The 24555-nt window shown below is 61.6% G+C and carries 26 protein-coding genes; 17 read left to right on the top strand and 9 right to left on the bottom strand.

Annotation, left to right across the window (positions count from 1 at the left end; genetic code table 11):
- The first annotated feature begins 159 nt into the window (after positions 1-159).
- From coxB to rnhA, 10 genes are all read left to right on the top strand, one after another.
- A complete protein-coding gene (gene coxB, locus RTX98_RS09200; protein ID WP_312796135.1) occupies positions 160-1023 on the top strand; it encodes a cytochrome c oxidase subunit II in 864 nt (287 codons plus the stop codon).
- Positions 1024-1060: 37 nt separating this feature from the next.
- Positions 1061-2716 (top strand): cytochrome c oxidase subunit I, encoded by a 1656-nt coding sequence (gene ctaD / locus RTX98_RS09195; RefSeq protein WP_312796134.1) that lies wholly within the window; start codon positions 1061-1063, stop codon positions 2714-2716.
- A gap of 63 nt (positions 2717-2779) precedes the next feature.
- Entirely contained in the window at positions 2780-3724 is a 945-nt protein-coding gene (gene cyoE, locus RTX98_RS09190; protein WP_312796133.1) for a heme o synthase, read from the top strand.
- On the top strand, positions 3724-3897 hold the full coding sequence (locus tag RTX98_RS09185; RefSeq protein ID WP_312796131.1) for a hypothetical protein: 174 nt from the start codon (positions 3724-3726) through the stop codon (positions 3895-3897). Before cyoE ends, RTX98_RS09185 begins: the two co-directional genes overlap by 1 nt.
- A 3-nt stretch (positions 3898-3900) precedes the next feature.
- Positions 3901-4539, top strand: a complete 639-nt coding sequence (locus RTX98_RS09180) for a cytochrome c oxidase assembly protein (protein ID WP_312796129.1) — start codon at positions 3901-3903, stop codon at positions 4537-4539.
- A gap of 1 nt (position 4540) precedes the next feature.
- A complete protein-coding gene (locus RTX98_RS09175; protein WP_312796127.1) occupies positions 4541-5422 on the top strand; it encodes a cytochrome c oxidase subunit 3 in 882 nt (293 codons plus the stop codon).
- Positions 5423-5583: 161 nt separating this feature from the next.
- A complete protein-coding gene (locus RTX98_RS09170) occupies positions 5584-6279 on the top strand; it encodes an SURF1 family protein (RefSeq protein ID WP_312796155.1) in 696 nt (231 codons plus the stop codon).
- A gap of 49 nt (positions 6280-6328) precedes the next feature.
- Positions 6329-7342 carry a 4-hydroxy-3-methylbut-2-enyl diphosphate reductase gene (ispH, locus tag RTX98_RS09165; protein WP_312796126.1) on the top strand — a complete coding sequence of 338 codons (1014 nt, stop codon included), beginning with the start codon at positions 6329-6331 and terminating at the stop codon, positions 7340-7342.
- A 3-nt stretch (positions 7343-7345) separates the two neighbouring features.
- Positions 7346-8308, top strand: coding sequence for a homoserine kinase (locus RTX98_RS09160; protein WP_312796125.1), 963 nt, complete (start codon positions 7346-7348; stop codon positions 8306-8308).
- Positions 8305-8853, top strand: coding sequence for a ribonuclease HI (rnhA, locus tag RTX98_RS09155; protein ID WP_312796124.1), 549 nt, complete (start codon positions 8305-8307; stop codon positions 8851-8853). The genes RTX98_RS09160 and rnhA overlap by 4 nt, the downstream gene beginning before the upstream one ends.
- Before the next feature lie 30 nt (positions 8854-8883).
- Here rnhA and RTX98_RS09150 read toward each other — a convergent pair whose 3' ends face one another.
- Both RTX98_RS09150 and RTX98_RS09145 read right to left on the bottom strand, forming a co-directional pair.
- A complete protein-coding gene (locus tag RTX98_RS09150; protein WP_312796123.1) occupies positions 8884-9369 on the bottom strand; it encodes a peroxiredoxin in 486 nt (161 codons plus the stop codon).
- 75 nt (positions 9370-9444) lie between these two features.
- Positions 9445-10233: a protein-disulfide reductase DsbD domain-containing protein gene (locus RTX98_RS09145; RefSeq protein ID WP_312796121.1), complete on the bottom strand. Its 789-nt coding sequence runs from the start codon at positions 10231-10233 to the stop codon at positions 9445-9447.
- Between the two features lie 168 nt (positions 10234-10401).
- On the opposite strand from RTX98_RS09145, the gene RTX98_RS09140 reads away from it, so the two are divergent.
- Positions 10402-11010 carry a YqgE/AlgH family protein gene (locus tag RTX98_RS09140; protein WP_312796120.1) on the top strand — a complete coding sequence of 203 codons (609 nt, stop codon included), beginning with the start codon at positions 10402-10404 and terminating at the stop codon, positions 11008-11010.
- Positions 11011-11093: 83 nt separating this feature from the next.
- Complete coding sequence (locus tag RTX98_RS09135; RefSeq protein ID WP_312796119.1) at positions 11094-11393, top strand: VanZ family protein; 300 nt, start codon at positions 11094-11096, stop codon at positions 11391-11393.
- On the opposite strand, the gene RTX98_RS09130 is transcribed toward RTX98_RS09135, so the two are convergent.
- The 4 genes from RTX98_RS09130 to thrC all read right to left on the bottom strand — a co-directional run bounded on the left by RTX98_RS09130 (position 11390) and on the right by thrC (position 17620).
- Positions 11390-14224 (bottom strand): putative bifunctional diguanylate cyclase/phosphodiesterase, encoded by a 2835-nt coding sequence (locus RTX98_RS09130; protein WP_312796154.1) that lies wholly within the window; start codon positions 14222-14224, stop codon positions 11390-11392. The genes RTX98_RS09135 and RTX98_RS09130 overlap by 4 nt on opposite strands.
- 87 nt (positions 14225-14311) lie before the next feature.
- Entirely contained in the window at positions 14312-14893 is a 582-nt protein-coding gene (locus RTX98_RS09125; RefSeq protein WP_312796118.1) for a GNAT family N-acetyltransferase, read from the bottom strand.
- Positions 14894-14906: 13 nt separating this feature from the next.
- Positions 14907-16199: a pitrilysin family protein gene (locus RTX98_RS09120; RefSeq protein WP_312796116.1), complete on the bottom strand. Its 1293-nt coding sequence runs from the start codon at positions 16197-16199 to the stop codon at positions 14907-14909.
- A 26-nt stretch (positions 16200-16225) separates the two neighbouring features.
- Entirely contained in the window at positions 16226-17620 is a 1395-nt protein-coding gene (thrC, locus tag RTX98_RS09115; protein WP_312796114.1) for a threonine synthase, read from the bottom strand.
- A 135-nt stretch (positions 17621-17755) separates the two neighbouring features.
- Between thrC and RTX98_RS09110 the strand changes: the two genes are divergently transcribed.
- Positions 17756-18301 carry a hypothetical protein gene (locus RTX98_RS09110; protein ID WP_312796112.1) on the top strand — a complete coding sequence of 182 codons (546 nt, stop codon included), beginning with the start codon at positions 17756-17758 and terminating at the stop codon, positions 18299-18301.
- A 4-nt stretch (positions 18302-18305) separates the two neighbouring features.
- On the opposite strand, the gene RTX98_RS09105 is transcribed toward RTX98_RS09110, so the two are convergent.
- Positions 18306-18995 (bottom strand): HAD-IA family hydrolase, encoded by a 690-nt coding sequence (locus tag RTX98_RS09105; protein ID WP_312796110.1) that lies wholly within the window; start codon positions 18993-18995, stop codon positions 18306-18308.
- 161 nt (positions 18996-19156) lie between these two features.
- Between RTX98_RS09105 and RTX98_RS09100 the strand changes: the two genes are divergently transcribed.
- Complete coding sequence (locus tag RTX98_RS09100; protein ID WP_312796108.1) at positions 19157-20308, top strand: site-specific DNA-methyltransferase; 1152 nt, start codon at positions 19157-19159, stop codon at positions 20306-20308.
- A gap of 303 nt (positions 20309-20611) precedes the next feature.
- Here RTX98_RS09100 and RTX98_RS09095 read toward each other — a convergent pair whose 3' ends face one another.
- Positions 20612-21223 (bottom strand): HAD family phosphatase, encoded by a 612-nt coding sequence (locus tag RTX98_RS09095; RefSeq protein ID WP_312796107.1) that lies wholly within the window; start codon positions 21221-21223, stop codon positions 20612-20614.
- 4 nt (positions 21224-21227) lie between these two features.
- Entirely contained in the window at positions 21228-22322 is a 1095-nt protein-coding gene (gene mutY / locus RTX98_RS09090; protein ID WP_312796106.1) for an A/G-specific adenine glycosylase, read from the bottom strand.
- 50 nt (positions 22323-22372) lie between these two features.
- On the opposite strand from mutY, the gene RTX98_RS09085 reads away from it, so the two are divergent.
- The 3 genes from RTX98_RS09085 to RTX98_RS09075 all read left to right on the top strand — a co-directional run.
- Positions 22373-22870 carry a DUF721 domain-containing protein gene (locus RTX98_RS09085; RefSeq protein WP_312796104.1) on the top strand — a complete coding sequence of 166 codons (498 nt, stop codon included), beginning with the start codon at positions 22373-22375 and terminating at the stop codon, positions 22868-22870.
- A gap of 139 nt (positions 22871-23009) precedes the next feature.
- Entirely contained in the window at positions 23010-23702 is a 693-nt protein-coding gene (locus RTX98_RS09080) for a DsbA family protein (RefSeq protein ID WP_312796151.1), read from the top strand.
- Positions 23703-23756: 54 nt separating this feature from the next.
- On the top strand, positions 23757-24555 hold a 799-nt coding region (locus tag RTX98_RS09075), incomplete at its 3' end, for a chromosome segregation SMC family protein (protein WP_312796102.1).

The following is a 24555-nucleotide window of genomic DNA, read 5'->3' as shown; positions in this document are numbered from 1 at the left end:
CAGCACGAACAAAATGCCGCATCCAGCAGAATCGTGGCTTTCTTGCGGACGCCAAGAGAGTATGATTTGAACGGGCTGGAGAGAACTGGGAGTCTGTGCGTGTGCATGCCGCATGCTGACGCGCGTCCTAGTCAGGGTATCCGGGAGATGACGATCGCCATGAAAAAAGTGATAGGCGCGGCTGCCGCAATGGTTTTGTTGTCCGGTGCGGCCGCCTTTGCCGCCCAGCCAACGCCGTGGCAGACCGATTTCCAGCCGGCAGCCTCGCCGATCATGGAAAGCATCGAGTGGTTCGAGAACTACACGCTGTGGTTCATCATTCCCGTCACGCTGCTCGTGCTGGCTCTGTTGGCTTATTGCATCGTGCGTTTCCGCGCTGATGCCCACCCGACCCCGTCGCGTACCAGCCATAACACGCTTATCGAGATCATCTGGACCGTCGGACCGGTGGTGATTCTCCTGTGCCTCGCCATTCCCTCCTTCCAGTTGCTGACGGCGCAATACACGCCGCCGGAAGAGCCGGCCTTGACGGTGAAGGCGATCGGCAACCAGTGGAATTGGGACTACGAATACCAGGTCGAAACGCCGCTGACCTTCAACTCGGCTTTGTTGACGGATGATGCCCGCGCTGCTGCCGGCAAGGAAGATCGTGGCGCTTATCCGCGCCTGCTCGCCGTCGACAACGAAGTCGTCGTGCCCGTGAATGCCACCGTTCGCATGCTGGTCACCGGCGGCGACGTCATTCACTCCTTCGCCATGCCGGCTTTCGGCGTGAAGGTGGACGCCGTTCCCGGTCGCATCAACGAGACCTGGTTCAAGGCGACGAAGGAGGGTCTTTATTATGGCCAGTGCTCCGAGCTTTGCGGCAAGGACCACGCTTATATGCCGATCGCCATCCGCGTCGTTGCGCTGGATCAATATCAGACATGGCTTGCGGCAGCGGCTACGGATCTCGGTGGCGCCAACCGCGCCCTGATGGCTTCGGTCGACGCCCAGAACAAGATTGCTTCGGCCGGCGAGTAACTCGCAACAGCCGGACGGAAGGAGACGGAGCGGAATCATGGCAGGCGCTGCAACCCACCACGATGCCCATAGCGATCACCGGCCCACGGGCTGGACGCGTTGGGTATATTCGACCAACCACAAGGACATCGGCACGCTCTACCTGATCTTCGCGATCACGGCAGGCATTATCGGCGGCGCTTTGTCGATGATGATGCGCTGGGAGTTGCAGGAACCCGGCATCCAGATCTTCCACGGTCTGGCAGGCATGGTTTACGGCATCGACGGCGATGCCGCGATCGACGCCGGCAAGTCGATGTACAACGCCTTCACCACGGCCCACGGCCTTGTCATGATCTTCTTCATGGTCATGCCCGCGCTGATCGGCGGCTTCGCCAACTGGATGGTGCCGATCATGATCGGCGCGCCGGACATGGCGTTCCCGCGCATGAACAACATTTCCTTCTGGTTGCTGCCGCCGGCTTTCTTGCTGCTGCTTTTGTCTCTGTTCATGCCGAGCGCGCCAGGTGCGCATGGCGTGGGTGGTGGCTGGACGATGTATCCGCCAATGTCGACTTCGGGCCAGCCCGGACCGGCGATGGATATGGCGATCCTGTCGCTGCACATCGCTGGTGCGTCGTCGATCCTGGGTGCGATCAACTTCATCACCACGATCTTCAACATGCGCGCACCCGGCATGACCATTCATAAGATGCCGCTGTTTGCGTGGTCGGTGCTGATCACCGCCTTCCTGCTGCTTCTGTCCTTGCCGGTTCTGGCTGGCGGCATCACCATGCTGCTCACCGATCGCAACTTCGGCACGGCCTTCTTTGCGCCTGAAAGCGGCGGTGACCCGATCCTGTTCCAGCACCTGTTCTGGTTCTTCGGTCACCCTGAAGTGTACATTCTGATCCTGCCGGGCTTCGGCATCATCAGCCATATTGTCTCGACTTTCTCGCGCAAGCCGGTGTTCGGTTACCTCGGCATGGCTTACGCCATGGTCGCGATCGGCGTCGTCGGCTTCGTCGTGTGGGCACACCACATGTACACCACCGGCCTGTCGCTCGACACGCAGCGTTACTTTGTGTTCGCCACCATGGTGATCGCGGTTCCGACCGGCGTGAAGATCTTCTCATGGATCGCCACGATGTGGGGCGGTTCGATTTCGATGCGCACCCCCATGCTGTGGGCGATCGGCTTCATCTTCCTGTTTACCGTGGGCGGCGTGACCGGCGTTCAGCTGGCCAATGCTGGTCTCGATCGTTCGCTGCACGACACCTATTATGTCGTAGCGCACTTCCATTACGTGCTGTCGCTCGGTGCTGTGTTCGCGATCTTCGCCGGCTGGTACTACTGGTTCCCGAAGATGTTCGGCTACATGTACTCGTCGGCAATTGCCCGCGTTCACTTCTGGATCATGTTCATCGGCGTGAACCTCGTGTTCTTCCCGCAGCACTTCCTGGGTCTCGCCGGCATGCCGCGCCGTTACATCGATTATCCGGATGCGTTTGCCGGCTGGAACATGGTGTCTTCCTACGGCGCATACCTGTCTGGCTTCAGCGTGTTGATCTTCCTGTATGGCGTGTTTGAAGCCTTCTCTAAGAAACGTATTGCCGGCAACAATCCGTGGGGCGAAGGCGCCACCACGCTGGAATGGCAGCTGTCTTCGCCGCCGCCGTTCCACCAGTGGGAGCAGCTGCCGCGCATCAAGTAAGGCAGTTGAACGAACCCCGGCCCGGGCTGAACAGTCCGGGCCCAGGCATTGGATACGATTTGAATGAGCATGGTTGAACAAACCGCGACGCCCACCCCGGAAGTCGGGCTGTCGGAAGCAACGGCAGGCGACTTCATCGCTCTGCTGAAGCCGCGCGTCATGTCGCTGGTTGTGTTCACTGCATTCGTCGGCCTCATGGCTGCGCCTACCCCCTTCGATCCGCTGTTCTCTGCGATCGCCATCCTGTCGATCGCGATTGGTGCCGGCGCATCCGGTGCTCTGAACATGTGGTACGACGCCGACATCGACCGCTTGATGAGCCGCACCGCGCGTCGTCCCGTTCCTGCCGGCCGCATGCTTCCGGGCGAAGCGCTCGGCTTTGGCCTGGTTCTGTCATTCCTGTCGGTGATGACCCTCGGCCTGCTGGTGAACTGGCTCGCCGCCAGCCTACTCGCCTTCACGATCTTCTTTTATGCCGTCGTCTACACGATGTGGCTCAAGCGTTGGACCCCGCAGAACATCGTCATCGGCGGCGCCGCTGGTGCTTTTCCGCCGGTTGTCGGCTGGGCTGCTGCGACGGGTTCGGTGAGCCTGGAAAGCATCATCCTGTTTTCCATTATCTTCCTGTGGACACCGCCGCACTTCTGGGCGCTCGCCCTGTTCAAGTCGGGCGATTACGGCCGCGCCGGTATTCCGATGATGCCGAACGTGGCGGGCGAAGCGTCGACCCGCCTGCAGATTTTCATCTACACTCTGATCGTGTCGCCGATCGGCGTGCTGCCTTGGGTGCTCGGTTATGCATCGGCCGGTTATGGCATCGTTGCGGCGGCATTGGGCGCGGGCTTCATCTATTACGCCTGGGGCGTGTTCCGCATGGCGCCAGCTGATCGAGTCATGCTTCCGGCCAAGCGCATGTTCGGCTTCTCGCTGCTTTATCTCTTCGGCATCTTCGCCGCTTATCTCGCAGACAGCCTCGTCGCGCGCTTCCTCCAGGCGGGTATCCTCTGATGGCTGGAGAGCGCAACCAGTTCGAGGAAACGATCAAGCTGACGGACAAACAGCGCAAGGCGCGCCGCAGCCGTTCAGTGGCGATTGCTGTCGGCTTGGCCATTCTTGTTGTGATCTTCTATGTGGCGACCATCGCGAAGTTCGGTCCGTCGCTGCTTAGCAGGCCGCTCTGATCCATGGCCAAGAACAGCACCCCCGTTGACCCGAAGCGCCGCGCCAACATCCGCGTTGCGGTCGGCTGCGCGACGTTCTTCGCGGCGATGATCGGTGCTGCCTATGCGTCCGTCCCACTGTATGAGATGTTCTGCCAGGCAACCGGCTACGGTGGCACCACACAGCGGGTCGATCAGTATTCGGACACGATCCTGGATCGTAAGATCACGGTGCGGTTCGATGCCAATGTCAGCGGCGGTCTCCCGTGGACCTTCCAGCCCGACCAGCGCGATGTGACGATCAAGATCGGCGAAACCACGCAGATCGGCTACACCGCCACCAATCCGTTCTCCACGCCGACCGCGGGTAAGGCCACGTTCAACGTGACGCCTGAGCTCGCCGGCGCATATTTCAACAAGGTCGAGTGCTTCTGCTTCACGGATACGACCCTGAAGCCCGGCGAGGCCCTGGACATGCCGGTCGTGTTCTTCGTCGATCCTGCGATCGTCGATGATCCCGACATCAAAGACATCAGAACAATTACCTTGTCTTACACGTTCTTCCCCTTGCCAGTCGGTGCGCCGCTCGCGGCCAACACCTCTGCTGGCGAAAAGGGAAGTGTTGCGGGAAGCAAGGTTTCCAGCGATAATCTCGGGGGTTGATATGGCTGAGGCGCACGCCAAGAATCACGACTACCACATCATAGACCCCAGCCCGTGGCCGTTCACGGCCTCGGTCGGCGCGCTGTTGATGGCGCTCGGCGGCGTAGGCTGGATGCAGGGCCTGAAGGGCAACGAATTTGGATTGCTCGGCATTCCGCTGAACAATCCCTGGCTCTTCGTGGTCGGTCTGGCTGTGGTCCTTTACACCATGTTCGGCTGGTGGTCGGACACGATCAAGGAAGGTCGCGAAGGTCACCACACGCGCGTCGTGTCGCTGCATCTGCGCTACGGCATGATCATGTTCATCGCCTCCGAGGTGATGTTCTTCGTTGCCTGGTTCTGGGCTTTCTTCGATGCCAGCCTGTTCCCGGGCGAAGTCGTTCAGGTCGCGCGCACCGAATATACCGGCGGCCAGTGGCCACCGGCAGGCATCGAGGTGCTCGATCCCTGGCATCTGCCGCTTTACAACACGGTGATCCTGCTTCTGTCGGGCACGACGGTCACCTGGGCGCACCATGCGCTTCTGCACAACGACCGTAAGGGCCTCGTGTCCGGTCTGGTGTTCACCGTCGCTCTGGGCGTGCTGTTCTCCTTCGTGCAGGCCTATGAATACATGCACGCGCCGTTCGCCTTCGCGGATTCGATCTACGGTGCGACCTTCTACATGGCGACCGGCTTCCACGGCTTCCATGTGTTCATCGGCACGATCTTCCTGCTGGTCTGTTTGATCCGCGCCATGAAGGGCGACTTCACGCCGAAGCAACATTTCGGCTTCGAAGCCGCTGCCTGGTACTGGCACTTCGTGGACGTGGTCTGGCTGTTCCTGTTTGCCACGATCTATGTCTGGGCCTCCGCCGGCGCGACGATCGCAACCGGGCACTGAAAGCTCATCATGCTAAGAAAGGGCGGCTGCGCGAGCGGCCGCCTTTTTCGTTTTCGGAGGTTAAAGGTTTGGCATTGCAGCAGGGCGACGGACCATCCCAGGTCATCAGACCGGCCTCGAAGGCGCGGCTTTGGATCGTTGGCGCGCTTGTGCTGACTGCGATGGCTATTCTGCTCAGCCTTGGCACATGGCAGATGGAGCGGCTGGCGTGGAAGGAAGCGCTCATGGCGCGCATCACCAACCAGTTGTCCCAGCCACCTTTGCCGCTCGCTGCTGTGGAAGCCGCTCAGGCCACAGGCGATCCCATCGAATATCGCCCGGTCACAGTCAGTGGCACTTTCCTGCATGATCGCGAGCGTCATTTCTTCGCCACCTATGAAGGCCAGTCCGGCTTCTACATCTACACGCCGCTGCGTCTCGCTGATGGCCGCGTCCTGTTCGTCAATCGCGGCTTCGTGCCTTATGATAGCAAAGAGCCGGCAAACCGCGCCAAAGGGCAGGTCGGCGGCGATGTGACGGTCACCGGTCTCGCGCGCGAAAGGTTGATTGGCAAGCCGTCCTGGCTGGTGCCGACCAACGATCTGGCCAAGAACATCTTCTACTGGAAAGATCTCGACGCCATGGCCGCGAGTGCAGGGCTCGGCGAGCCGGTGCTGCCCTTCTTCGTGGATGCCGATAAGGCGCCGAACCCCGGCGGCCTGCCGATCGGCGGGGTGACCATCATCGATCTGCCGAACAATCATCTGCAATATGCCGTTACCTGGTATGGTTTGGCCTTGGCGCTGGCCGGCGTTTGCGTGGCAATGTGGGTGCGCCGGAACAAGCCCGCCAATCGTGCCAATCCCGCCCAACCTTGACATAGCCGCTCCCAGACCTCATGTCCGTCAGGCCCATGCGAGCGTTTTGATGTCCCTGTTTTCTCCCGCCAAGCCTGCTTTGACGATCCGCCTGTGCGAGCCGCGCGGTTTTTGCGCCGGCGTCGATCGTGCGATCCAGATCGTGGTTCTGGCGCTGAAGAAATACGGCGCGCCGGTCTATGTCCGCCACGAAATCGTGCATAACCGCTTCGTGGTGCAGGGCCTCCAGGAGCGCGGCGCCGTGTTCATCGAGGAACTGAACGAGATCCCGCCCGAGCACCGAGAGCGGCCTGTGGTCTTTTCAGCCCATGGCGTGCCGAAATCGGTGCCGGCGGATGCGCAGGCGCGCAACCTGTTCTATCTCGATGCGACCTGCCCGCTGGTGTCCAAGGTCCATAAGCAGGCCATGCGCCATCAGCGTCTCGGCCGCCATGTCGTGCTTGTCGGCCATGCCGGCCACCCCGAGGTCATCGGCACGATGGGCCAGTTGCCGGATGGCGCGGTCACGCTGATTGAAACCGAGGCGGATGTGCATGGCTTCATGCCGGTTGACCCGGAGCAACTCGGCTTCGTTACGCAGACGACGCTTTCGATAAGCGACACGGCTGGCATCATCGCCCGGCTGCAGGAGCGCTTCCCGGCCATCCAGGCGCCGTCAGCCGAGTCGATCTGCTACGCCACGACCAACCGGCAGGAAGCGGTGAAGGAAACAGCAGCAGGCACCGACTTCTTCCTCATCGTTGGGGCGCCGAATTCGTCCAACTCGAAGCGGCTGGTGGAAGTGGCTGAACGGGCAGGGGCAAAGCGCGCTCTGCTGGTGCAGCGTGCGGCGGAAATCCCGTGGGACGTGATCGAAACGATCGGCACGCTCGGCCTGTCAGCCGGCGCGTCGGCGCCACAGATCATCGTCGATGAAATCGTCGATGCCTTCAATGCACGGTTCAACGTGTCGATCGATCTTGCGGTTACCGCGGTCGAGAACGAGAACTTTCCCGTGCTCAGCGTGCTGCGCGACATGCCGCTGGTGCCCGCCGACATGGCCTTCGTAAACGGAAACGCCTGACCGATGGCCGTTTACACTGATGTGAACGAGGAGCAGCTCGCCCGCTTCCTTGAGGAATACAAGATCGGCCATGTGCGGTCTTACAAGGGCATCGCGGAAGGCTCGGAGAACTCGAACTTCCTGCTTCGCACCGAAACCGGCTCCTACATCCTGACGCTCTATGAAAAGCGGGTCGACCAGAGCGATCTGCCGTTCTTCCTTTGCCTCATGCAGCATCTCGCGCGCAAAGGCATCACCTGTCCACTGCCGGTTGAAAGACGCGACGGCCAGCTGATCGGCGAACTGGCTGGGCGGCCCGCAGCGATCATCACCTTTCTTGAAGGGATGTGGATGCGCCACCCGACGGTCGCGCAATGTGGCGAAGTCGGGCGGGAACTTGCGGAGCTGCATCTGGCCGGTGCCGACTTTCCCATGCACCGTGCCAATGCGCTGGCCGTGGATGGCTGGCGCACGCTGTGGGACGGCTCGCGTGATCGCGCCGACTCGGTCGTGCCCGGGCTGGTGGCGGAAGTCGAAGCGGACTTCGCCGTTCTGGAACGCGGCTGGCCGCAGGATCTGCCAGGCGGCATCATCCATGCCGATCTCTTTCCCGACAACGTCTTCTTCCTTGGGGACCGGCTATCGGGCCTGATCGACTTCTATTTCGCTTGCGAGGATTTCTACGCCTACGACGTGGCGGTTTGCCTGAATGCCTGGTGCTTCGAGCCGGATTTCAGCTTCAATGCCGACAAGGCCGCTGCGCTGACGGCTGGCTATCAATCTGTGCGTCCCTTGAGTGCCGCGGAACAGCAGGCCCTACCGCTCCTGTCGCGCGGATCGGCGCTGCGTTTCATGCTGACGCGGCTTTATGACTGGCTGACCATCCCGGATGGTGCGCTGGTGCAAAAGCGCGATCCGCTGGAATATGTCGCTAAGCTGCGCTTTCATCGCGGTGTAAAGACGCCGGAAACTTACGGAATTTCATGAAGACGGTTGAAGCCTACACAGACGGTGCTTGTTCGGGCAATCCCGGCCCGGGCGGCTGGGGTGCGATCCTGCGCTACAACGGCAAGACCAAGGAACTATCGGGCGGTGAGGCCAATACGACCAACAATCGCATGGAGCTGATGGCCGCGATATCGGCGCTGAACGCGCTGAAGGAGCCGTGCGAAATCGACCTTTATACCGACAGCAACTACGTCAAGGACGGAATCGGCGGCTGGATCGAGGGCTGGAAGCGCAATGGCTGGAAGACTGCCGCCAAGCAGCCGGTGAAGAATGCCGAGCTATGGCAGCAGCTCGACCAGGCGCGCCAACGCCACAAGGTGAAGTGGCACTGGGTAAAGGGCCATGCCGGCCACCCGGAAAACGAGCGTGCCGACGAGCTGGCGCGGCAGGGCATGGCGCCGTTCAAGGCGCAGCGTGCGCCAAAGACAACCACCGCCAAGGTCGATCCGATCCGAGCCGCCGCGTCGGTCCAGCCAGCCGCGCCAACGCGCAAGCTGAACCGGACCTTCATTCGAGAGGATTGAGGCTGCCGGCAGCAGCCCCGACCCCTCGTCTCAGAGCTGTTCGAGCAGCCGCGCGGCACCGCTGTCGACTGCCTGGCCGGGCGACCCTTCCAGGTTGAGCGCGGTGACCTTGCCGTTATCGACGATCATGGAAAAGCGCTTGTTGCGCAGCCCCATGCCGCCGGCGCTCATATCCTGCTCAAGGCCGGCCGCCTTGGCAAACACGCCGCTGCCATCAGCCAAAAAGGTGATCTTGCCTTCGCCGCCCGTAAATCGCGCCCAAGCGCGCATGACGAAGGCGTCGTTGACCGCGATCACCGCGATCGCATCGATGCCTTTGCCGAGGATCGTGTCGGCATTTTCGAGGTAGCCAGGAAGGTGGTTGTTGGAGCAGGTCGGCGTGAAAGCGCCGGGAACGCCGAACAACACCACTTTCTTGTTGCCGAAAAATTCACTCGTGGAGACTTCGGTGATCTCGTCGGGACCCACCACTTTCAGCTTCACGTCCGGCAGGCTGTCGCCCACTGCAATCGTCATCACGGTCTCCAATCTGTTGGCAGTCATGAAGCGCGTGATGTAGGTGTGCTGGACCGCCTGTCCACCACATCCAGGCTATGGAAGCGTGAACGCACCGTCCACTGCCGCATCGCCATTGCTCAGCGTGTAGGCAATGGATGCCGAGGTTGCTGCATCCGTCGGTCGGGCAAGAAGCGGAACGGCAAAACGAGCACCGCCTTTCTCGTGCTTCGGCACGCCGAACTCGAAGCCGCCATTGCTGGCCAAAAACAGCGTCAGGCCCTCCGGGGTGGGCGCGGCCGTTTCCACGATCAGCATATCGCCTTCAATGCGCGCGGCCGTGACGCCGAAGCTGGGGGACGCCTTTGCGGGCAGAGAGTCGAAGGCGGCATTCACTGTTGCGCGGTCGAACATGTCGTCGGCATTGTGGTGGGGATCGAGAGTCAGCTGCGCTTGAACGGGCACGCAGATGCTTTGGCAAAGGCCCATGAAGACATCGGCTTCCAACGTTCCCGTTGTCCTGCCGGGTGTAGCATGCAGTGTCAGCGCGAGCGCAATCGGCCATTCATAGCCGGCCCAATGGCTCGCTCCATCGTCGAAGCGTTGCGGCACGGGAAAGCCGATCTCGGCGGTCGTGACACCGGATGCGGCAGGAAAGGTGATCTGCGGAGGCACACCTGCATCGCCAGGATCGCGCCAATAGGTCTTCCAGCCGGGTGAGACGTCGATCTGCAGTGCTGCGCGCAGCGTGCCATCCGCAGCCGGCACACCCGTCGTCACAAGCCTGATACGGCCGCCTTCGGTCTCGAACCAGGCACTGGACGCAGCCTGCGCCGGCAGCGCGACAAGCAGGAGGACAAGCGCGAGCGCTGCTTTTTGGGACATCACCATGTCTTTCTTTCCCAACTTGCAAGCGCTGGCGCAATCGCTAAGTGCCTCATCTTTGTGTGAGACAGGGCGCTTAGCCAAAATGGTCGGTGCGCCTGACCTTTTTCTTAACCGGCGCGCGTGTTGCCACTTTACGGCTTTTCAAAACGCGTTACCCTTGGATTCATGGAACTGTTGGGCAAGAAAAACACCGTGGCCGAGCACGGCTACCTCGATGATCACTTCCTTCTCGCCATGCCGGCGATGAAGGATGACCGCTTTGCGCGCACCGTGATCTATATCTGCGCCCATAATGAGGACGGCGCGATGGGGTTGATCATCAATCAGCCCCGGCAGATGCGCTTCCCGGACTTGCTGGTTCAGATCGGCGTCATCGAAGAACAGGATGCCATTCGCTTGCCGGACTCGGCGCGTGATCTGATCGTGCGCCATGGCGGCCCGGTCGATCGCAGCCGCGGCTTCGTGCTGCATTCGGACGATGTGACGATGGAATCCAGCACACCGGTTGCCGAAGACATCTTTCTCACAGCAACTGTCGACATCCTGCGCGCGATTTCGGCAGGCAAGGGGCCTAAGCATACCTTGATGGCGCTCGGCTATGCCGGCTGGGGTGCGGGGCAGCTGGAAACCGAGATCATCGAAAACGGTTGGCTGACTTGCCCGGCCAACGCCGAGCTTTTGTTCGATAGCGAGATCGAGCAGAAATACGATCGTATCTTGAGCTCGATCGGCATCGACCTTGCGCATCTCAGCCACACGGCTGGGCACGCCTGATACGTCCAAGCAAGGTCAGACCCATTTCGCGCTTTTCTGCAGCTTCGTTGCACCGTGTGGCCGTTCCGGCGGCTTGGATCGTCTTGATCTTCATAGCGTTTTCAACGCTTTCGCCGATCGGCCTGCGTCCGCATGTCGGCGGGCCGAACTATGAGCGGCTGTTCGCATTCGCTTTGATCGGCGGCCTGTTCGGCCTGGCATACCCCAAGCATCTCCCGCGCATCGCCATCATCGTCGTGGGCGTTGCGGTGGGGCTGGAGATCCTGCAAATGATCATCCCCGGTCGTCATGCCCGGATGTTCGATGCGTTGGTGAAAGCATCAGGCGGAATGGCCGGCGTTGTTGGTGCGGCCATCTTCAATTTCCTGCTAAGACGCTTCTAAGCCTTCACCGTTTGAGCCGTGTTTGCCTGCTCTTTCAGGATTTTCTGGACGATTTCCGCCGGAATTGGCGGTCCAAACAGGAAACTTTGGGCATATTCGCAGCCCATTTTCCGTAAAAGCTCGGCATCTTCCTCGTCCGCGACCCCTTCCGCGACCACCGACAGCCCGAGATCGTGGGCCATGGCGACCATCGATTTCAACAGCACGCCACGCTTCGGACTCTCGTCGTCGAGGAAGCTCTTGTCGATCTTGATCGTGTCGAAGGGGAAGCGCGTGAGGTAGGAGAGCGAGGAGTAGCCGGTGCCGAAGTCGTCGATCGACAGGCCGATGCCGAGCTGCTTCAGCTTGCCGAGAACGTGTGCGGACTGTTCCGGGCTGTCCATGACGAGCGACTCGGTCAGTTCCAGGCGGAAATGGCGAGGTTGAAGGCCTGACCGCGCGATCACCGAGCGCACATCGCTGACGAGGTCGCGGCGCAGGAGTTGGCGGCTGGAAAGGTTGACCGACACGAAGATCGGCGTGTCGCGCAGATGCTTCTGCCATTCGGCGAGATCTTCGGCGGCACGGGTCATGGATAGAAGGCCGAGCTGGACGATTAGGCCGCAGCCTTCCGCCACCGGAATGAAGTCGGACGGCGAGATCGCGCCGCGACGCGGATGTTCCCAGCGCAGCAGGGCCTCGAAGCCGGCGAGGCTTCGGTCTTCCAGGCGGATGATCGGCTGGTAGGCAAGCGACAGTTCGTTGCGCTCGATGGCGCGGCGCAGATCGGCTTCCAGCGTCAGGCGATCGGTGCCGACGGAGCGGAAAGCAGGGCGGAACGGCTCGATGCGGTCACCGCCGAAGCGCTTGGCCTGATGCATCGCAAGCTCGGCGTCCTTGAGCATGTCCTCAGCCGCGTTCTGCGTCGAGGACCATGAGATTAGGCCGATCGATGGCGTCAGCACGATCTCGCGCTTGGCGAAGGTAACCGGCGCGCGCACGGCTTGGCGGATTGCTTCTGCGACAGCGGCGATGCGTGCAGGCTCCTGTTCCGACAGAAGCATCAACGCGAACTGATCGCCGAACAAGCGCGAAAGAGCATCACTCGGCTTCAACAAGCGGTGCAAACGGCGCGCGATGGTGAGCAGGATCGTGTCGCCGGCCGCAACGCCCAGCGCATCGTTGACCTCGCCGAAGCGGTCGATGTCGATCACGAACACGGTCGGACGCACGGACGGTTCGGTCTTGGCCACCGAGATGATCGTGTCCAGGCGGTTGATGAAGAGTTCGCGATTGGGCAGGCCGGTCAGGTTGTCATGAACGGCATCATGCAGCAGGCGCTCTTCGGCCTTCTTCTGATCCGTCACTTCCATCAGCGTGCCGACGCAACGGATGACCTCGCCGTCCGAGCCGATCACCGGCCGCGCCTTCAGCGAGAACCAGCGATAATGACCGTCGGCACCGCGCAAGCGCAGATCCTGTGAAACGCGGCCGCGGCGATGTTCGAGGACGACATCGAGCGTGGTGCGGAACATGTCGCGATCGTCGGAATGCAGCACCGGCAGCCAGTTGCGGGCAGGGCCCTGAAGGCTGGCAGGCGCCAGGCCGAGCAGCGGCGCGACGTCGGGACGGGTTACCACACGGTCGCGCAGAACGTCCCAGTCCCACACGATGTCGCCGGAGCCGATCACGGCCAGCGCCTGGCGCTCGAGATCGCTGAGCAGACCCTGATGCATGCCGGTGCCGGCCAGTGCGTGCTGCATGACGGTGAAGCCGATCAGCAGAACGATGAGCACCAGGCCACCGCCGAGGGCCGGCTGCACGACGTCGTTGTTCAGCATGCCGGTGATCGTCAGCCAAGCGCCGGCAAGCCAAGCCAGCACCATCAGCCAACTGGGTATTAGCATGATGGCGCGGTCATAACCGCGGAAGGTGAGGTATGCGATCAGCAGGAGGCCAATACCGGCGGCGGCGGCCATCGACATGCGTGCGATGCCGGATGCAATGACCGGATCGAACACGGCGACGCCGGCCAGAAGCATCAAGCCGAAAATCCAGATCACCGCGCCATAAGCGAAATGTCCGTGCCAGCGGTTGAGGTTGAGATAGGTGAACAGGAACACGACAAGGGTAACGGCCAACGCCACCTCCGTGCCTGCTCGCCATATCTGTTCATTGCCCGGTGCGACCTCGATCAGGCGATTGAGGAAGCCGAAATCCACACTGACATAGGTGAGCACCGCCCAGGCAAGGGCGGAAGTGGCGGGGAACATGGAGGTTCCCTTGACCACGAACAGGATGGTCAGAAACAGCGCAAGCAGGCCGGCGATGCCGATGACGATGCCGCGATAGAGCGTGAAGGAATTGACCTGGTCCTTGTAGGCCTCGGTTTCCCAAAGGTAGAGCTGCGGCAGGCGCGGTGACGCCATTTCGGTTACGAAGGTCACGACCGTATTCGGGTTCAGCGTGACGAGGAACACGTCGGCATCTTCGCTGGCCTGTCGGTCGAGCGCGAAGCCTTCGCTAGGGGTGATGGCCGAAATGCGGGTCGAGCCGAGATCCGGCCAGAGGATACCGGATCCGACAAGCCGGTAATGCGGCGCGACGATCAGGCGGTCGAGCTGCTGGTCGGTCGTGTTGGCAAGCGCAAACACGGCCCAGTCGCCCGCCGAATCCTGGTTCATCGCCTCGACTTCGATGCGCCGCACGATCCCATCGGGACCGGGTGCCGTGGAGACCTGGAACGTGCTGCCCTGATTGCGGTGGATTTCGACCGCACCGGTCAAATTGAGCGCAACATCATCGCGGGTAATCTTGATCGGTTCGACGGCCGACGCAGGCATTGCCGCCATAACGAGGGCGATCAAGGCGAGAACGGCCAGAATCGAGTTTTGAATGAAGCGCGGCAAACTCACCCCGTCGACTTGGAAGTTACCCGGTTATCTGCGCGCGTCGTCGCAGACCAGGCCGTAAAGAAGATGGTCCTGCCATGCGCCGTTGATGCGCAGGTAAGATCGCGCAAGTCCCTCACGCGTGAATCCGGCTTTTTCAAGCACACGCACCGAGCGCGCGTTGGAAGGGATACAAGCGGCCTCGATCCGGTGCAACCGCAGCTCGCGGAATGCGAAGGGGATAACCAGATTCAGCGCGTCCAGCATGTAGCCGCGCCCGGCATAGTTTTCGCCCATCCAATAGCCGATCTGGCATGTCTGCGCGACGCCGCGCCGGATATTGCCCATGGTGATGCCGCCCGTCACGCGGTTTTCCGCATTGTCGATCACGAGAAAACCAATGCCGCTGCCCGTCTTGAACTCGGTACGGTTGCGTTCGAGCCGATAACGCCAGCCCGAGCGCTCGAGTTCATCGACGGACCAGAGCGGCTCCCAAGGCTCCAGAAAGGAGCGGCTCGCTTGCCGCAGGGCCGCCCACTGCTCGTAATCGCGTCCGACCGGCAGCCGTAACGTGATCCTTTCGCCCTTCAGCACCGGAGTGGCTTTTTGAGCGAAGGGCAAAGCGAGCATGGGTGCCGGTGTCTCAGCCGATGGCGAGTTTGCGCGGTGTCGAAGCGCTGCCGAGTTGCCGCGAGATCGCGTCGTAGGAGATCAACGGCTCCACCGGACCCACGGCGGTTACGGTTGGCGTGCTCGAGAACATGCGGTGCGACAGGTCGGTGAGGCGCTCGATCGTCAAGGCGGATAAACGCTCCACCAACTCTTCGGTCGGGATCGGCCGGCCGTAAAGAAGCAGCTGCCGTGCGATCTGCGACGCACGGCTGGCAGCGCTTTCACGCGACATCAGGAGGCCTGCGCGATATTGCGCGCGGGCACGGTCGAGCTCTTCCTGCTGGATCTGCTCGCCGGCCTTCTGCAACTCGCCGACGATCACCGGCATCAGTTCGCCAAGGTCGCTTTTGCCGGTTGCGGCGTGAACGCCGAAAATGCCGGTGTCCGAAAAGCCCCAATGAAAGGCATAAACGGAATAGCAAAGGCCGCGCTTTTCACGCACTTCCTGGAACAGGCGCGAAGACATGCCGCCGCCCAGCATCATCGACAGAACCTGTGAGGCGTAGAAATCGCGCGCATGATAGGCGCGGCCCTCGAAACCGAGGATCACCTGCGCATCCATGAGGTCGCGATGCTCGCGGAAGTCGCCGCCGACATAGGTCGCCTGGTCCAGCGTCTGGGTCTCGGCGTGAGGGCGGAAATGACCGAGCCGCTTTTCGACCTCCCGCACGAAGTCCTCATGTTTCAGATTGCCGGCCGCGACCACGACCATGGAGTCGCCGGCATATTGGCGATCCATGAAGCCGCGCAGCTGCTGCGGCGTGAAGGACTGCACCGTTTCCGGTGTGCCGAGGATCGAGCGGCCGACGCGCTGGTTCTTGAAAGCCGTTTCGGTGAAGTGGTCGAAAACGATGTCGTCGGGCGTGTCGAAAGCCGCGCCGATTTCCTGCAAGATGACGTTCTGCTCGCGCTCGAGCTCATGCGCATCGAACTTCGAGTCGCTCAGAATGTCGGCAAGAATGTCGATCGCGAGCGGCACGTCGGTATCGAGCACGCGTGCATAAAAGGACGTGGTTTCGACGCTGGTCGCGGCGTTAATCTCGCCGCCGACATCCTCGATCTGCGAGGCGATCTGCCAGGCAGAGCGCTGGCTGGTGCCCTTGAAAGCCATGTGTTCGAGCAGATGAGCAATGCCGTGCTCTTCTTCGTGCTCGTGGCGAGAACCCGATTTCACCCACACTCCGAGTGCAACCGACTCGATGTGAGGAATCGTTTCGGTGGCGACTGTCAAACCATTGGACAGCCGGCTGACCTCAACATTCATAGAGACTCAATCCCATTATCTGCCCATTATCGGGCTGCCCGCGAATGGCGGGGGATATAATCTTTCACCATTTTTACGTCCGAGGAAAGGGTCGTGAAGCGCTCTTGTCGGTCCATGAGATCGCCGAGCCAGACCGGAAGTTCCGGACGGCGGCCACTGGCGGCCTGCACAGCGTCCGGGAATTTCGCGGGATGAGCAGTGGCAAGCACCACCATCGGCGCCTCGCTCTTCGTTTCGGTGGCGACCTTAACGGCGGTCGCGGTGTGCGGATCGAGCAGGTAGCCGGTTGATGCCAGCACCTCTTCGATGGTGCGATCGGTTTCCGCCATGGAAGCGCGGCCGGCCGAGAATTCGGCGCGGATGGCATCCAGCGTGGCCGGTGCAATGGTGAAGGAGCCGGACTGCTTCAACCCGTTCATATAGCCGGTGACTTCCGCCGGGTTGCGGTTCGAGGCCTCGAAAAGGAGGCGCTCGAAGTTCGAGGAAATCTGGATGTCCATCGAAGGCGAGGTCGTGGCGGTCACGCCGCGCATCTCGTAGGCGCCCGATGACAAAGCACGCGCCAGAATGTCGTTGTCGTTGGTGGCGATCGCCAGATGCTCGATCGGCAGACCCATGCGCTTGGCGGCGTAGCCTGCGAAGATGTCGCCGAAATTGCCGGTCGGCACGGTGAAGGACACGGCCCGATCCGGCGAGCCGAGCGACAAAGCGGATGAGAAATAATACACGATCTGGGCCATGACGCGGGCCCAATTGATGGAGTTCACGCCCGACAAAGCCACGCCGTCACGGAAGGCGTGGTCGTTGAACAGGTCCTTCACGATGGTCTGGCAATCGTCGAAATTGCCTGATAGCGCCAGCGCATGAACGTTGGAGGCCGTGGAGGACGTCATCTGCCGCTGCTGTACCGGCGACACGCGGCCATCCGGGAACAGGATGAAGATGTCGGTGCGGTCGCGGCCGGCAAAGGCTTCGATGGCGGCGCCGCCCGTGTCGCCCGAGGTTGCGCCGATGATCGTGGCGCGCTCGCCCCGCTCGGCCAGAACGTGATCCATGAGCCGCGCAAGCAACTGCATGGCGACGTCCTTGAAGGCGAGCGTTGGGCCATGGAACAGTTCCAACACGAAGCGGTCCTGATCCAGCTGCACCAGCGGGCACACGGCCGGGTGGCGGAAGGTGGCGTAGGCTTCATGCACGATCTGCGAAAAGGTTTCGGCCTCGATCTCGCCTTCTACGAAAGGTGTCAGCACGCGAACGGCGAGGTCGGGGTAAGACAGGCCGCGCATGGCCTTAATCTCGGCGGCAGAGAACTGCGGCCATGTTTCAGGCAGATAAAGGCCGCCATCGCGGGCAAGGCCAGCGAGCAAAGCATCACGAAATCCGAGACGAGGTGCGTTGCCGCGGGTGCTGATGAAGTTCATGACGGGGTGTCCGTGGCTCTGGAACTGTCGCATGCTGTGGAACGCGACAGCCAGGATTGCGTCAGGCCGTCGCATTTCAGTCGCGGGCTGTGTATAGGACGGCAGTTCGGTTTGAAAGCTTGGATGGGGGTTCCGTTGAAGACTGGTGGACTTTTCGCCCGCTCGCTCGTGATGGGCTTGGCCTTGATCGCCGCGAGCTGTCAGTCGAGCGACAATCCGACCCGCGATGTTCCGGATATGGCCAAGCCGCCGGTTGTGCGTGAGTCGGAACTGCGCGCTTATTGCCCGGGCGTGTCCTTGCGCGAAGGCACGTCCTACTTCTCCACCTATGCCAAGGGTGGCGACGGTGATGCGACCAAGGTGATCTATCAGGCGTCCTTGTCCGACACCACGCGAGCCTGCACCTATGAAGGCGACAATGTCACGATCAAGGTTGCGGCGGCCGGCAAGGTCGTGCCGGGGCCGGCAGTGCGGCCGGGTACGATCACCATGCCGATCCGTGTGGCGGTGGTGCGGGGCTCAGAGGTGCTTTACTCCAAGCTGCACCAGCAGCAGGTGCCGGTGAGCGACACGACGGCGGCAACGCAGTTCATGTTCACCGATGCCGACATCACGATCCCGATGCCGCCGCAGCGCAACGTCTCGATCTTTGTCGGTTTCGACGAAGGCGCGAAGAAGTAAGAGCCTAGGCGTTCTCCGACCATTCGGAGAGCGCCGCCAGCACGGTCGGGAAATCGGCCCAGCGTCGGATCACCGTTTCAGCGCCGGCTTCGGTCAGCTGATCGGCATGGCCGGGATAGCTGTGCGAGGCGCCGGTGTAACCGATCACGCGCATGCCAGCGGCCACCGCTCCCGTGACGCCATGCACGGAGTCCTCGATCACGAAGGTAACGTCCGGCCGTGCGCCTTCCTTTTCGGCTGCATGCAGGAAGATATCCGGCGCCGGCTTGTGGCGGATGCCGGGATTGTTGCGCGCCGAGTAGATATGGCCCTCGAAGAAGGGCTTGAGCCGCACCTTATCCAGCATCATCTCAAGGCGCGGCAGCGTGGAGTTCGAGCAGATGCAGCGCTTGGTCTTAACCGACGCAACGGCTTCGTGTGCGCCCTCCAAAACTCGCACTTCCGCCCTCAGGCGCTGATCTAGCTGCTTTTCGGCCTCGTCGATCATCCGCGCCTGGAACGGGATCTGGCTTTCGCCTTCGAGACGAAGAAGAATGTCCTTGAAGGTGAGGCCGGCATAGCGTTCGGCAAACTCCTCCGCCTCGATCGGAAAGCCTGCAGCGGTGAGGATGCCTGCATCTACGCGCGCGGCGATGATCTCGCTGTCCACCAGGACACCATCGCAGTCGAAGATCACGAGATCGGGTTGCGGCATAGGAAGCTCCAAGGACAATCGGACACGGTCGGGAAGGGGCGGGGTCTATCGCAAGGGGCACGCAGACGCAAATAGCGCGATAGGTTCATCAAATTTTTACGCCGTTCGGTAACCATAACGGTCAGTAAAAGCCCTGTAACGCGTTTGTTCGAGTGCCCGCCATGACCGCCTTGCGTCTCGTTGACGATCAGACTTCGCTCGCACCCCTCTACAAGGGCCAGCCCGCTCCGGCCTGGCTGGATACGATCCTGAAAGGCGATTGCGTGGCGGCCATGAACCGCCTGCCGGACCATTCCGTCGACGCGATCTTCGCCGATCCGCCCTATAATCTACAGCTCGAAGGTGCGCTGCACCGTCCGGACCAGTCCAAGGTCGATGCGGTCGATGATGATTGGGACCAGTTCGAAAGCTTCCAGGCCTATGACGCCTTCACCCGCGCCTGGCTCCTCGCCGCGCGCCGCGTGCTGAAGCCAACCGGCACGATCTGGGTGATCGGCTCCTATCACAACATCTTTCGCGTCGGCGCAATCATGCAGGATCTCGGCTTCTGGATCCTCAACGACGTCGTGTGGCGCAAAACCAACCCGATGCCGAACTTCCGCGGCCGCCGGTTCCAGAACGCGCATGAAACCATGATCTGGGCCAGCCGCGACCGCAGTGCCAAGGGCTATACCTTCAACTACGAATCCATGAAGGCCGCCAATGACGACGTGCAGATGCGCTCCGACTGGCTGTTCCCGATCTGCACCGGCAATGAGCGCCTGAAGGACGAGAAGGGCGTCAAGATCCATCCGACACAGAAGCCGGAAGCCTTGCTGGCACGCGTCATGCTGTCGTCCACAAAGCCGGGCGATGTCGTGCTCGACCCGTTCTTCGGTTCGGGAACCACGGGCGCCGTCGCCAAGCGTCTCGGCCGCCATTATGTCGGCATCGAGCGCGAGCAGGCCTATATCGATGCCGCGCAGGAACGCATTGCCGATGTGAAGACGCTTGAGCGCCAGGCACTGGAACTGCTCGTGAGCAAGCGCTCCGAACCGCGCATCGCCTTCGTCAGCCTGATCGATGCAGGCCTGATGAAAGCCGGCACCAAGCTCTACGACGCCAAGCGCCGCTACACGGCCGTTGTTCGCGCTGATGGCACGCTGTCATGCGGAACACTGGCCGGTTCGATCCACAAGGTCGGCGCCCAGGTGCAGGAAGCCGAAGCCTGCAACGGCTGGACCTTCTGGCACTACGAGCGCGCCGGCGGCCTCACGCCAATCGACGAACTCCGTCGCGTGGCGCGTGTCGGCATCGAGCGCGCCGGGGCGTAAGGCCCACCTTCAACAGGTTCTGAGAGCAAAAGCAGGCGCGCCGAGCCAGCCGGCGCACCGGAGAGGATAAGCTACTCCGGCCCAGGCAAGGGCTTTGCTCTCGAACTGGAGGTGCATGCGATGCGGTTTCGACCGATGCGCATCACTCTGGAAGTGAAACGGACCCGGACGAGCTGGCAAGTAACGTTCCGGGTCCAATTCACGTTCTAGAAAACGAGGGGTCGGGCAAAAGCTCGGCTCCTCACTCCAGAAACCTAGCTGCAGCAGCCGGAAAAATCAACTTCGGCAATCAGAGTTCAGCTTTTAGAACTCCACCCCAAGCCCTCGCAGGCCCCTCTCCAACTGCTCGGCGCTCGTGAAATGGATTGCCTGCCAGCCGGCAGCTTTGGCGCCTTCGACGTTTTTCAGGCTGTCGTCGATGAACACCGTCGAGGCCGGATCGAGCTCGAAGTCGGCGGCGTGGCGGTCGTAGATCGCTTTATCAGGCTTGATCAGCGCGACGTCTCCCGACACGGTCACGCCGCGCGTTTCGTTGAGGAACGGGAAGATCGTGCGGGCCTGCGCGAAGGTGTCGGAGTTGAAGTTGGTCAGCATGGTGACGTCATAGCCGGCGGCAATCAGGCGGCGCAGGAGAATGACGCTGTCTTCGTAATGGTGACTGACCATTTCGTGCCAGTGCTTGCGGAAGGCCCGGATCATGCTTTCCTGGCTCGGATGCTCGGCAATCAGCAGCGCTTCGGCGTCTTCCCAGGAGCGGCCGCGGTCTTGCTCCAGGTTCCAATCGTTTGTGCAGACGGTTTCGAAGAACAAACGACGCTCTTCTTCATCCGGGATCAGGCGGGAAAAGGGGATATTCGGATCGTAATGGATCAGCACCTTGCCGATGTCGAAAACGATGTGCTTGATCTCTGCCATATCCTCATCTCGCTTGGGGCTTGAAGGCGTTGGGAACGGCAGCTTCGATGGCCTTTTTCATCACCGTCGGCAAGGCCTCGCTGGTGATGCCGCTAGGTGCGGACCACCACATGCCGGAAGGCGCGGGACCCTCAAATTGCCCGCGGTAGACATCCAGCATCAAAGCGAAATGCGTGAAGATGTGAGTGATCGTGCCGGCTGGCTGCCAATCCGTGGCAAACGGCGCGTCATTAGGGCCGAACCCGCCAGTGGCATCCCAGGCACTGCCCGGCACCTCCGCCATGCCGCCGAGCAGCCCTTTGTTCGGCCGTTTGCGCAGCAGGATCGCACCATCAGCGCGCAGCGCAACGAAGGCTGCACCGTGCCGCACCGGGCGCTCCGCTTTAGGCTTCTTGACGGGAAAGCGTTCGGGTTCGTCCAGCGCAAGCGCCTGACAATCATCCTTGAACGGGCACAAGATGCAGGTGGGCCGGCGCGGCGTGCAGATGGAAGAGCCGAGATCCATCAGAGCCTGTGCGAAGTCCCCCGGACGATCGGCAGGCACAAGCTCGGCAAGCTCGACCCGGATGTCTGACTTAGCCTGCGGTAGCGGCGTATCGATGCGGTAAAGCCGCGTCACCACGCGCTCGATATTGCCGTCGATCACCACGGCCGGACGGTTAAAGGCGATGGCCGCGATCGCGGCAGCGGTATAAGCGCCGATGCCGGGCAGGGCGCGTAGGCCTTCTTCCGTATCGGGAAAGCGGCCGTCGAACTGCTGCGCCACGACATCGGCGCACTTCTTGAGGTTGCGAGCCCGCGAGTAATAGCCGAGGCCGGCCCAAGCGCGAAGAATGTCGTCTTCGCTCGCGGCGGCCATCGCGAGTATATCCGGCCAGCGCTCAGTGAAGGCCAGGAAATACTTCTTCACCGCTTCAACCGTGGTTTGCTGCAGCATCACCTCGGACAACCAGATCCGATAGGGATCGGCCTGCATACCGCGCGCAGCTTCCGCTGGCGAAATGCGCCACGGCAGCACACGGTGATGGCGATCATACCAGGCGAGCAGACGCTCGGCCTTCGGCGGTAAGAGAGGCAGATCTGTCGAAAGAGATGTCATGCGGCGGAGGACGGCTACCATCCAGCGTGGCGAAGCGGTAAACCCATCCCATGGCAGAGAAACGTCGCTCCTACAACGCCCAGCCCGTCAGCGATCTTTCCACCGCGATCCTTGATCCGGTGCTGAAACGGCGCGCCGGCATCTCGGTCGGTCTCGTGCAATCCTGGGAAGAAATCGTCGGGCCGAAGGTCGCGTCCACTTCGCGTCCTGAGAAGATCCAGTGGCCGCGTCGCGCGCATGAGGACGATCCGTATCAGCCGGCCACCCTCATCATCGCCTGCGAAGGCCTGGCCGCCATGCGCATCCAGCATGAAGCCACGGAAATCATCGGCCGCATCAACGGCTATCTCGGCTTTCCCGCGATCGGCCGCATTAAGATCGTGCAAAAACCGATCCTGCATCCGCATGCCAAGCCGAAGCCGGAACTACGGCCTTTGACGTCGGGCGAAAGCGAGAAGCTGGCGGGTCGCGTCAGCGTTATCGAGGACGAAGGCTTGCGAAAATCACTGGAGGCTTTGGGCCGTGCGGTGATTGGCCGCCGCAAGTGACCATATTTTTCGCGCATTCGTGAATGTTTTGTCTCATGCACTTAATTGGTTTAACGACAGGAATGACGTATTTGCCGCATCAAGGTGCGGCGACTACGAAATGCCCACTACCAGATCCATGTCACAGGTGATCCCGATCATGACGCCCTCGCTTACACGCCGCTCCCTGCTGGGTTCGATGTCAGTCGTTCCTGCCGCGCTCGCTTTGGCGTCCTTTGGCGAAAGCGGTGTAGCCAACGCCCAAACGCCTGCTGGCGGCGCTTCCGGCGCAGCCCCGGCTGCAACCGGCAACGTCGATATGGCGAAGCTGCTGCAGGCCGGTTCGCTGCCGGAGAAGGTGCTCGGCAAGGATGACGCGCCGGTCACAATCGTCGAATATGCATCGATGACCTGCAGCCACTGCGCGCATTTCGATGTCGCCACGCTGCCGACCATCAAGGAAAAGTACATCGACACGGGCAAGGCTCGGTTGATCATGCGCGAATTCCCGTTCGATCCGCGCGCCGAAGCCGGCTTCATGCTGGCTCGTTGTGCCGGCGACAACTACTTCGCCATGGTGGACGTGTTGTTCAAGCAGCAGGAGCAGTGGGCGCCGGTTCAGGACGCCAAGGCAGCCCTGTTGCAGATCTCCAAGCTTGCCGGCTTTACACAGGAAAGCTTCGAGGCCTGCTTGACCGACCAGAAGCTGCTCGACGATATCAGGGCTGTCCGGACCCGCGGCTCCCAGGAATTTGGCGTCGATGCCACCCCGACCTTCTTTATCAACGGCAAGAAATATTCCGGCGCGCTCTCGGTTGACGAGATGTCGGCGGTTATCGACGGCCTGCTTTAAGCCGGTCTTCGGGCGCGGCCTGTCCGCGTCCGCTTGGCTATTGGAAAAGAGCTGATGCGCTTTTCCCGTCTTCGCCTTCTTGGCTTCAAGTCCTTCGTGGAACCGGCCGAGTTCGTGATCGAGCGCGGCCTGACCGGCGTGGTCGGGCCCAATGGCTGCGGCAAGTCCAATCTTGTCGAAGCGCTGCGCTGGGTGATGGGCGAAAGCTCCTACAAGAACATGCGCGCGTCCGGCATGGACGACGTGATCTTTTCCGGCTCGGCAACACGCCCCGCGCGCAATGCCGCCGAAGTCACGCTCTTCCTCGACAATTCCGATCGCTCCGCGCCGCCATCTTTCAACAACGACGACGAGTTGCAGGTGTCGCGCCGCATCGAGCGCGCGGCCGGCTCGATCTATCGCATCAACGGCAAGGAAGCGCGCGCTAAGGATGTGCAGCTCCTGTTTGCCGACCAGTCCACTGGCGCTCGTTCGCCGTCCATGGTGGGGCAGGGGCGCATCGGTGAACTGATCCAGGCGAAGCCACAGGCTCGCCGTGCGCTGCTGGAGGAAGCCGCCGGCATCTCCGGCCTGCATACGCGCCGCCATGAGGCTGAACTGCGGCTGCGCGCGGCCGAGCAGAACCTCGAGCGTCTTGATGATGTGGTGGGCGAGCTCGGCACGCAGATCGAGAACCTGAAACGGCAGGCACGCCAGGCGCAGCGCTTCAAGAACCTGTCGGCCGACATCCGCAAGGCCGAAGCCACCTTGCTGCATCTGCGCTGGACGCAGGCTAAGGGACAGGCCGCGCAGGCACAAACCGTGCTGCATCAGGCGACGATGGTTGTGGCCGAGCGTGCCGCCGCGCAGATGG

It is taken from the genome of Tianweitania sp., from assembly GCF_032053605.1.
In the GTDB taxonomy this organism is placed as follows: Bacteria; Pseudomonadota; Alphaproteobacteria; order Rhizobiales; family Rhizobiaceae; genus Tianweitania.
Note: the sequence above shows the minus strand (reverse complement) of the source record. Positions and strands in the feature narration are given on the sequence as shown.

Bases quoted from the DNA above. Each gene is read 5' to 3' on its own strand.
- RTX98_RS09160 (WP_312796125.1), top strand. From the start codon at position 7,346: ATGGCCGTTTACACTGATGTGAACGAGGAGCAGCTCGCCCGCTTCCTT.
- RTX98_RS09105 (WP_312796110.1), bottom strand. From the start codon at position 18,995: ATGCCGCAACCCGATCTCGTGATCTTCGACTGCGATGGTGTCCTGGTG.
- RTX98_RS09125 (WP_312796118.1), bottom strand. From the start codon at position 14,893: ATGCTCGCTTTGCCCTTCGCTCAAAAAGCCACTCCGGTGCTGAAGGGC.
- RTX98_RS09140 (WP_312796120.1), top strand. From the start codon at position 10,402: ATGGAACTGTTGGGCAAGAAAAACACCGTGGCCGAGCACGGCTACCTC.
- thrC (WP_312796114.1), bottom strand. From the start codon at position 17,620: ATGAACTTCATCAGCACCCGCGGCAACGCACCTCGTCTCGGATTTCGT.
- RTX98_RS09120 (WP_312796116.1), bottom strand. From the start codon at position 16,199: ATGAATGTTGAGGTCAGCCGGCTGTCCAATGGTTTGACAGTCGCCACC.
- RTX98_RS09080 (WP_312796151.1), top strand. From the start codon at position 23,010: ATGACGCCCTCGCTTACACGCCGCTCCCTGCTGGGTTCGATGTCAGTC.
- coxB (WP_312796135.1), top strand. From the start codon at position 160: ATGAAAAAAGTGATAGGCGCGGCTGCCGCAATGGTTTTGTTGTCCGGT.
- RTX98_RS09145 (WP_312796121.1), bottom strand. From the start codon at position 10,233: ATGTCCCAAAAAGCAGCGCTCGCGCTTGTCCTCCTGCTTGTCGCGCTG.
- RTX98_RS09130 (WP_312796154.1), bottom strand. From the start codon at position 14,224: ATGGCGGCAATGCCTGCGTCGGCCGTCGAACCGATCAAGATTACCCGC.
- RTX98_RS09150 (WP_312796123.1), bottom strand. From the start codon at position 9,369: ATGACGATTGCAGTGGGCGACAGCCTGCCGGACGTGAAGCTGAAAGTG.
- RTX98_RS09180 (WP_312796129.1), top strand. From the start codon at position 3,901: ATGGCCAAGAACAGCACCCCCGTTGACCCGAAGCGCCGCGCCAACATC.
- RTX98_RS09175 (WP_312796127.1), top strand. From the start codon at position 4,541: ATGGCTGAGGCGCACGCCAAGAATCACGACTACCACATCATAGACCCC.
- rnhA (WP_312796124.1), top strand. From the start codon at position 8,305: ATGAAGACGGTTGAAGCCTACACAGACGGTGCTTGTTCGGGCAATCCC.
- mutY (WP_312796106.1), bottom strand. From the start codon at position 22,322: ATGACATCTCTTTCGACAGATCTGCCTCTCTTACCGCCGAAGGCCGAG.
- RTX98_RS09095 (WP_312796107.1), bottom strand. From the start codon at position 21,223: ATGGCAGAGATCAAGCACATCGTTTTCGACATCGGCAAGGTGCTGATC.
- ispH (WP_312796126.1), top strand. From the start codon at position 6,329: ATGTCCCTGTTTTCTCCCGCCAAGCCTGCTTTGACGATCCGCCTGTGC.
- RTX98_RS09185 (WP_312796131.1), top strand. From the start codon at position 3,724: ATGGCTGGAGAGCGCAACCAGTTCGAGGAAACGATCAAGCTGACGGAC.
- RTX98_RS09170 (WP_312796155.1), top strand. From the start codon at position 5,584: ATGGCTATTCTGCTCAGCCTTGGCACATGGCAGATGGAGCGGCTGGCG.
- cyoE (WP_312796133.1), top strand. From the start codon at position 2,780: ATGAGCATGGTTGAACAAACCGCGACGCCCACCCCGGAAGTCGGGCTG.
- ctaD (WP_312796134.1), top strand. From the start codon at position 1,061: ATGGCAGGCGCTGCAACCCACCACGATGCCCATAGCGATCACCGGCCC.
- RTX98_RS09100 (WP_312796108.1), top strand. From the start codon at position 19,157: ATGACCGCCTTGCGTCTCGTTGACGATCAGACTTCGCTCGCACCCCTC.
- RTX98_RS09085 (WP_312796104.1), top strand. From the start codon at position 22,373: ATGGCAGAGAAACGTCGCTCCTACAACGCCCAGCCCGTCAGCGATCTT.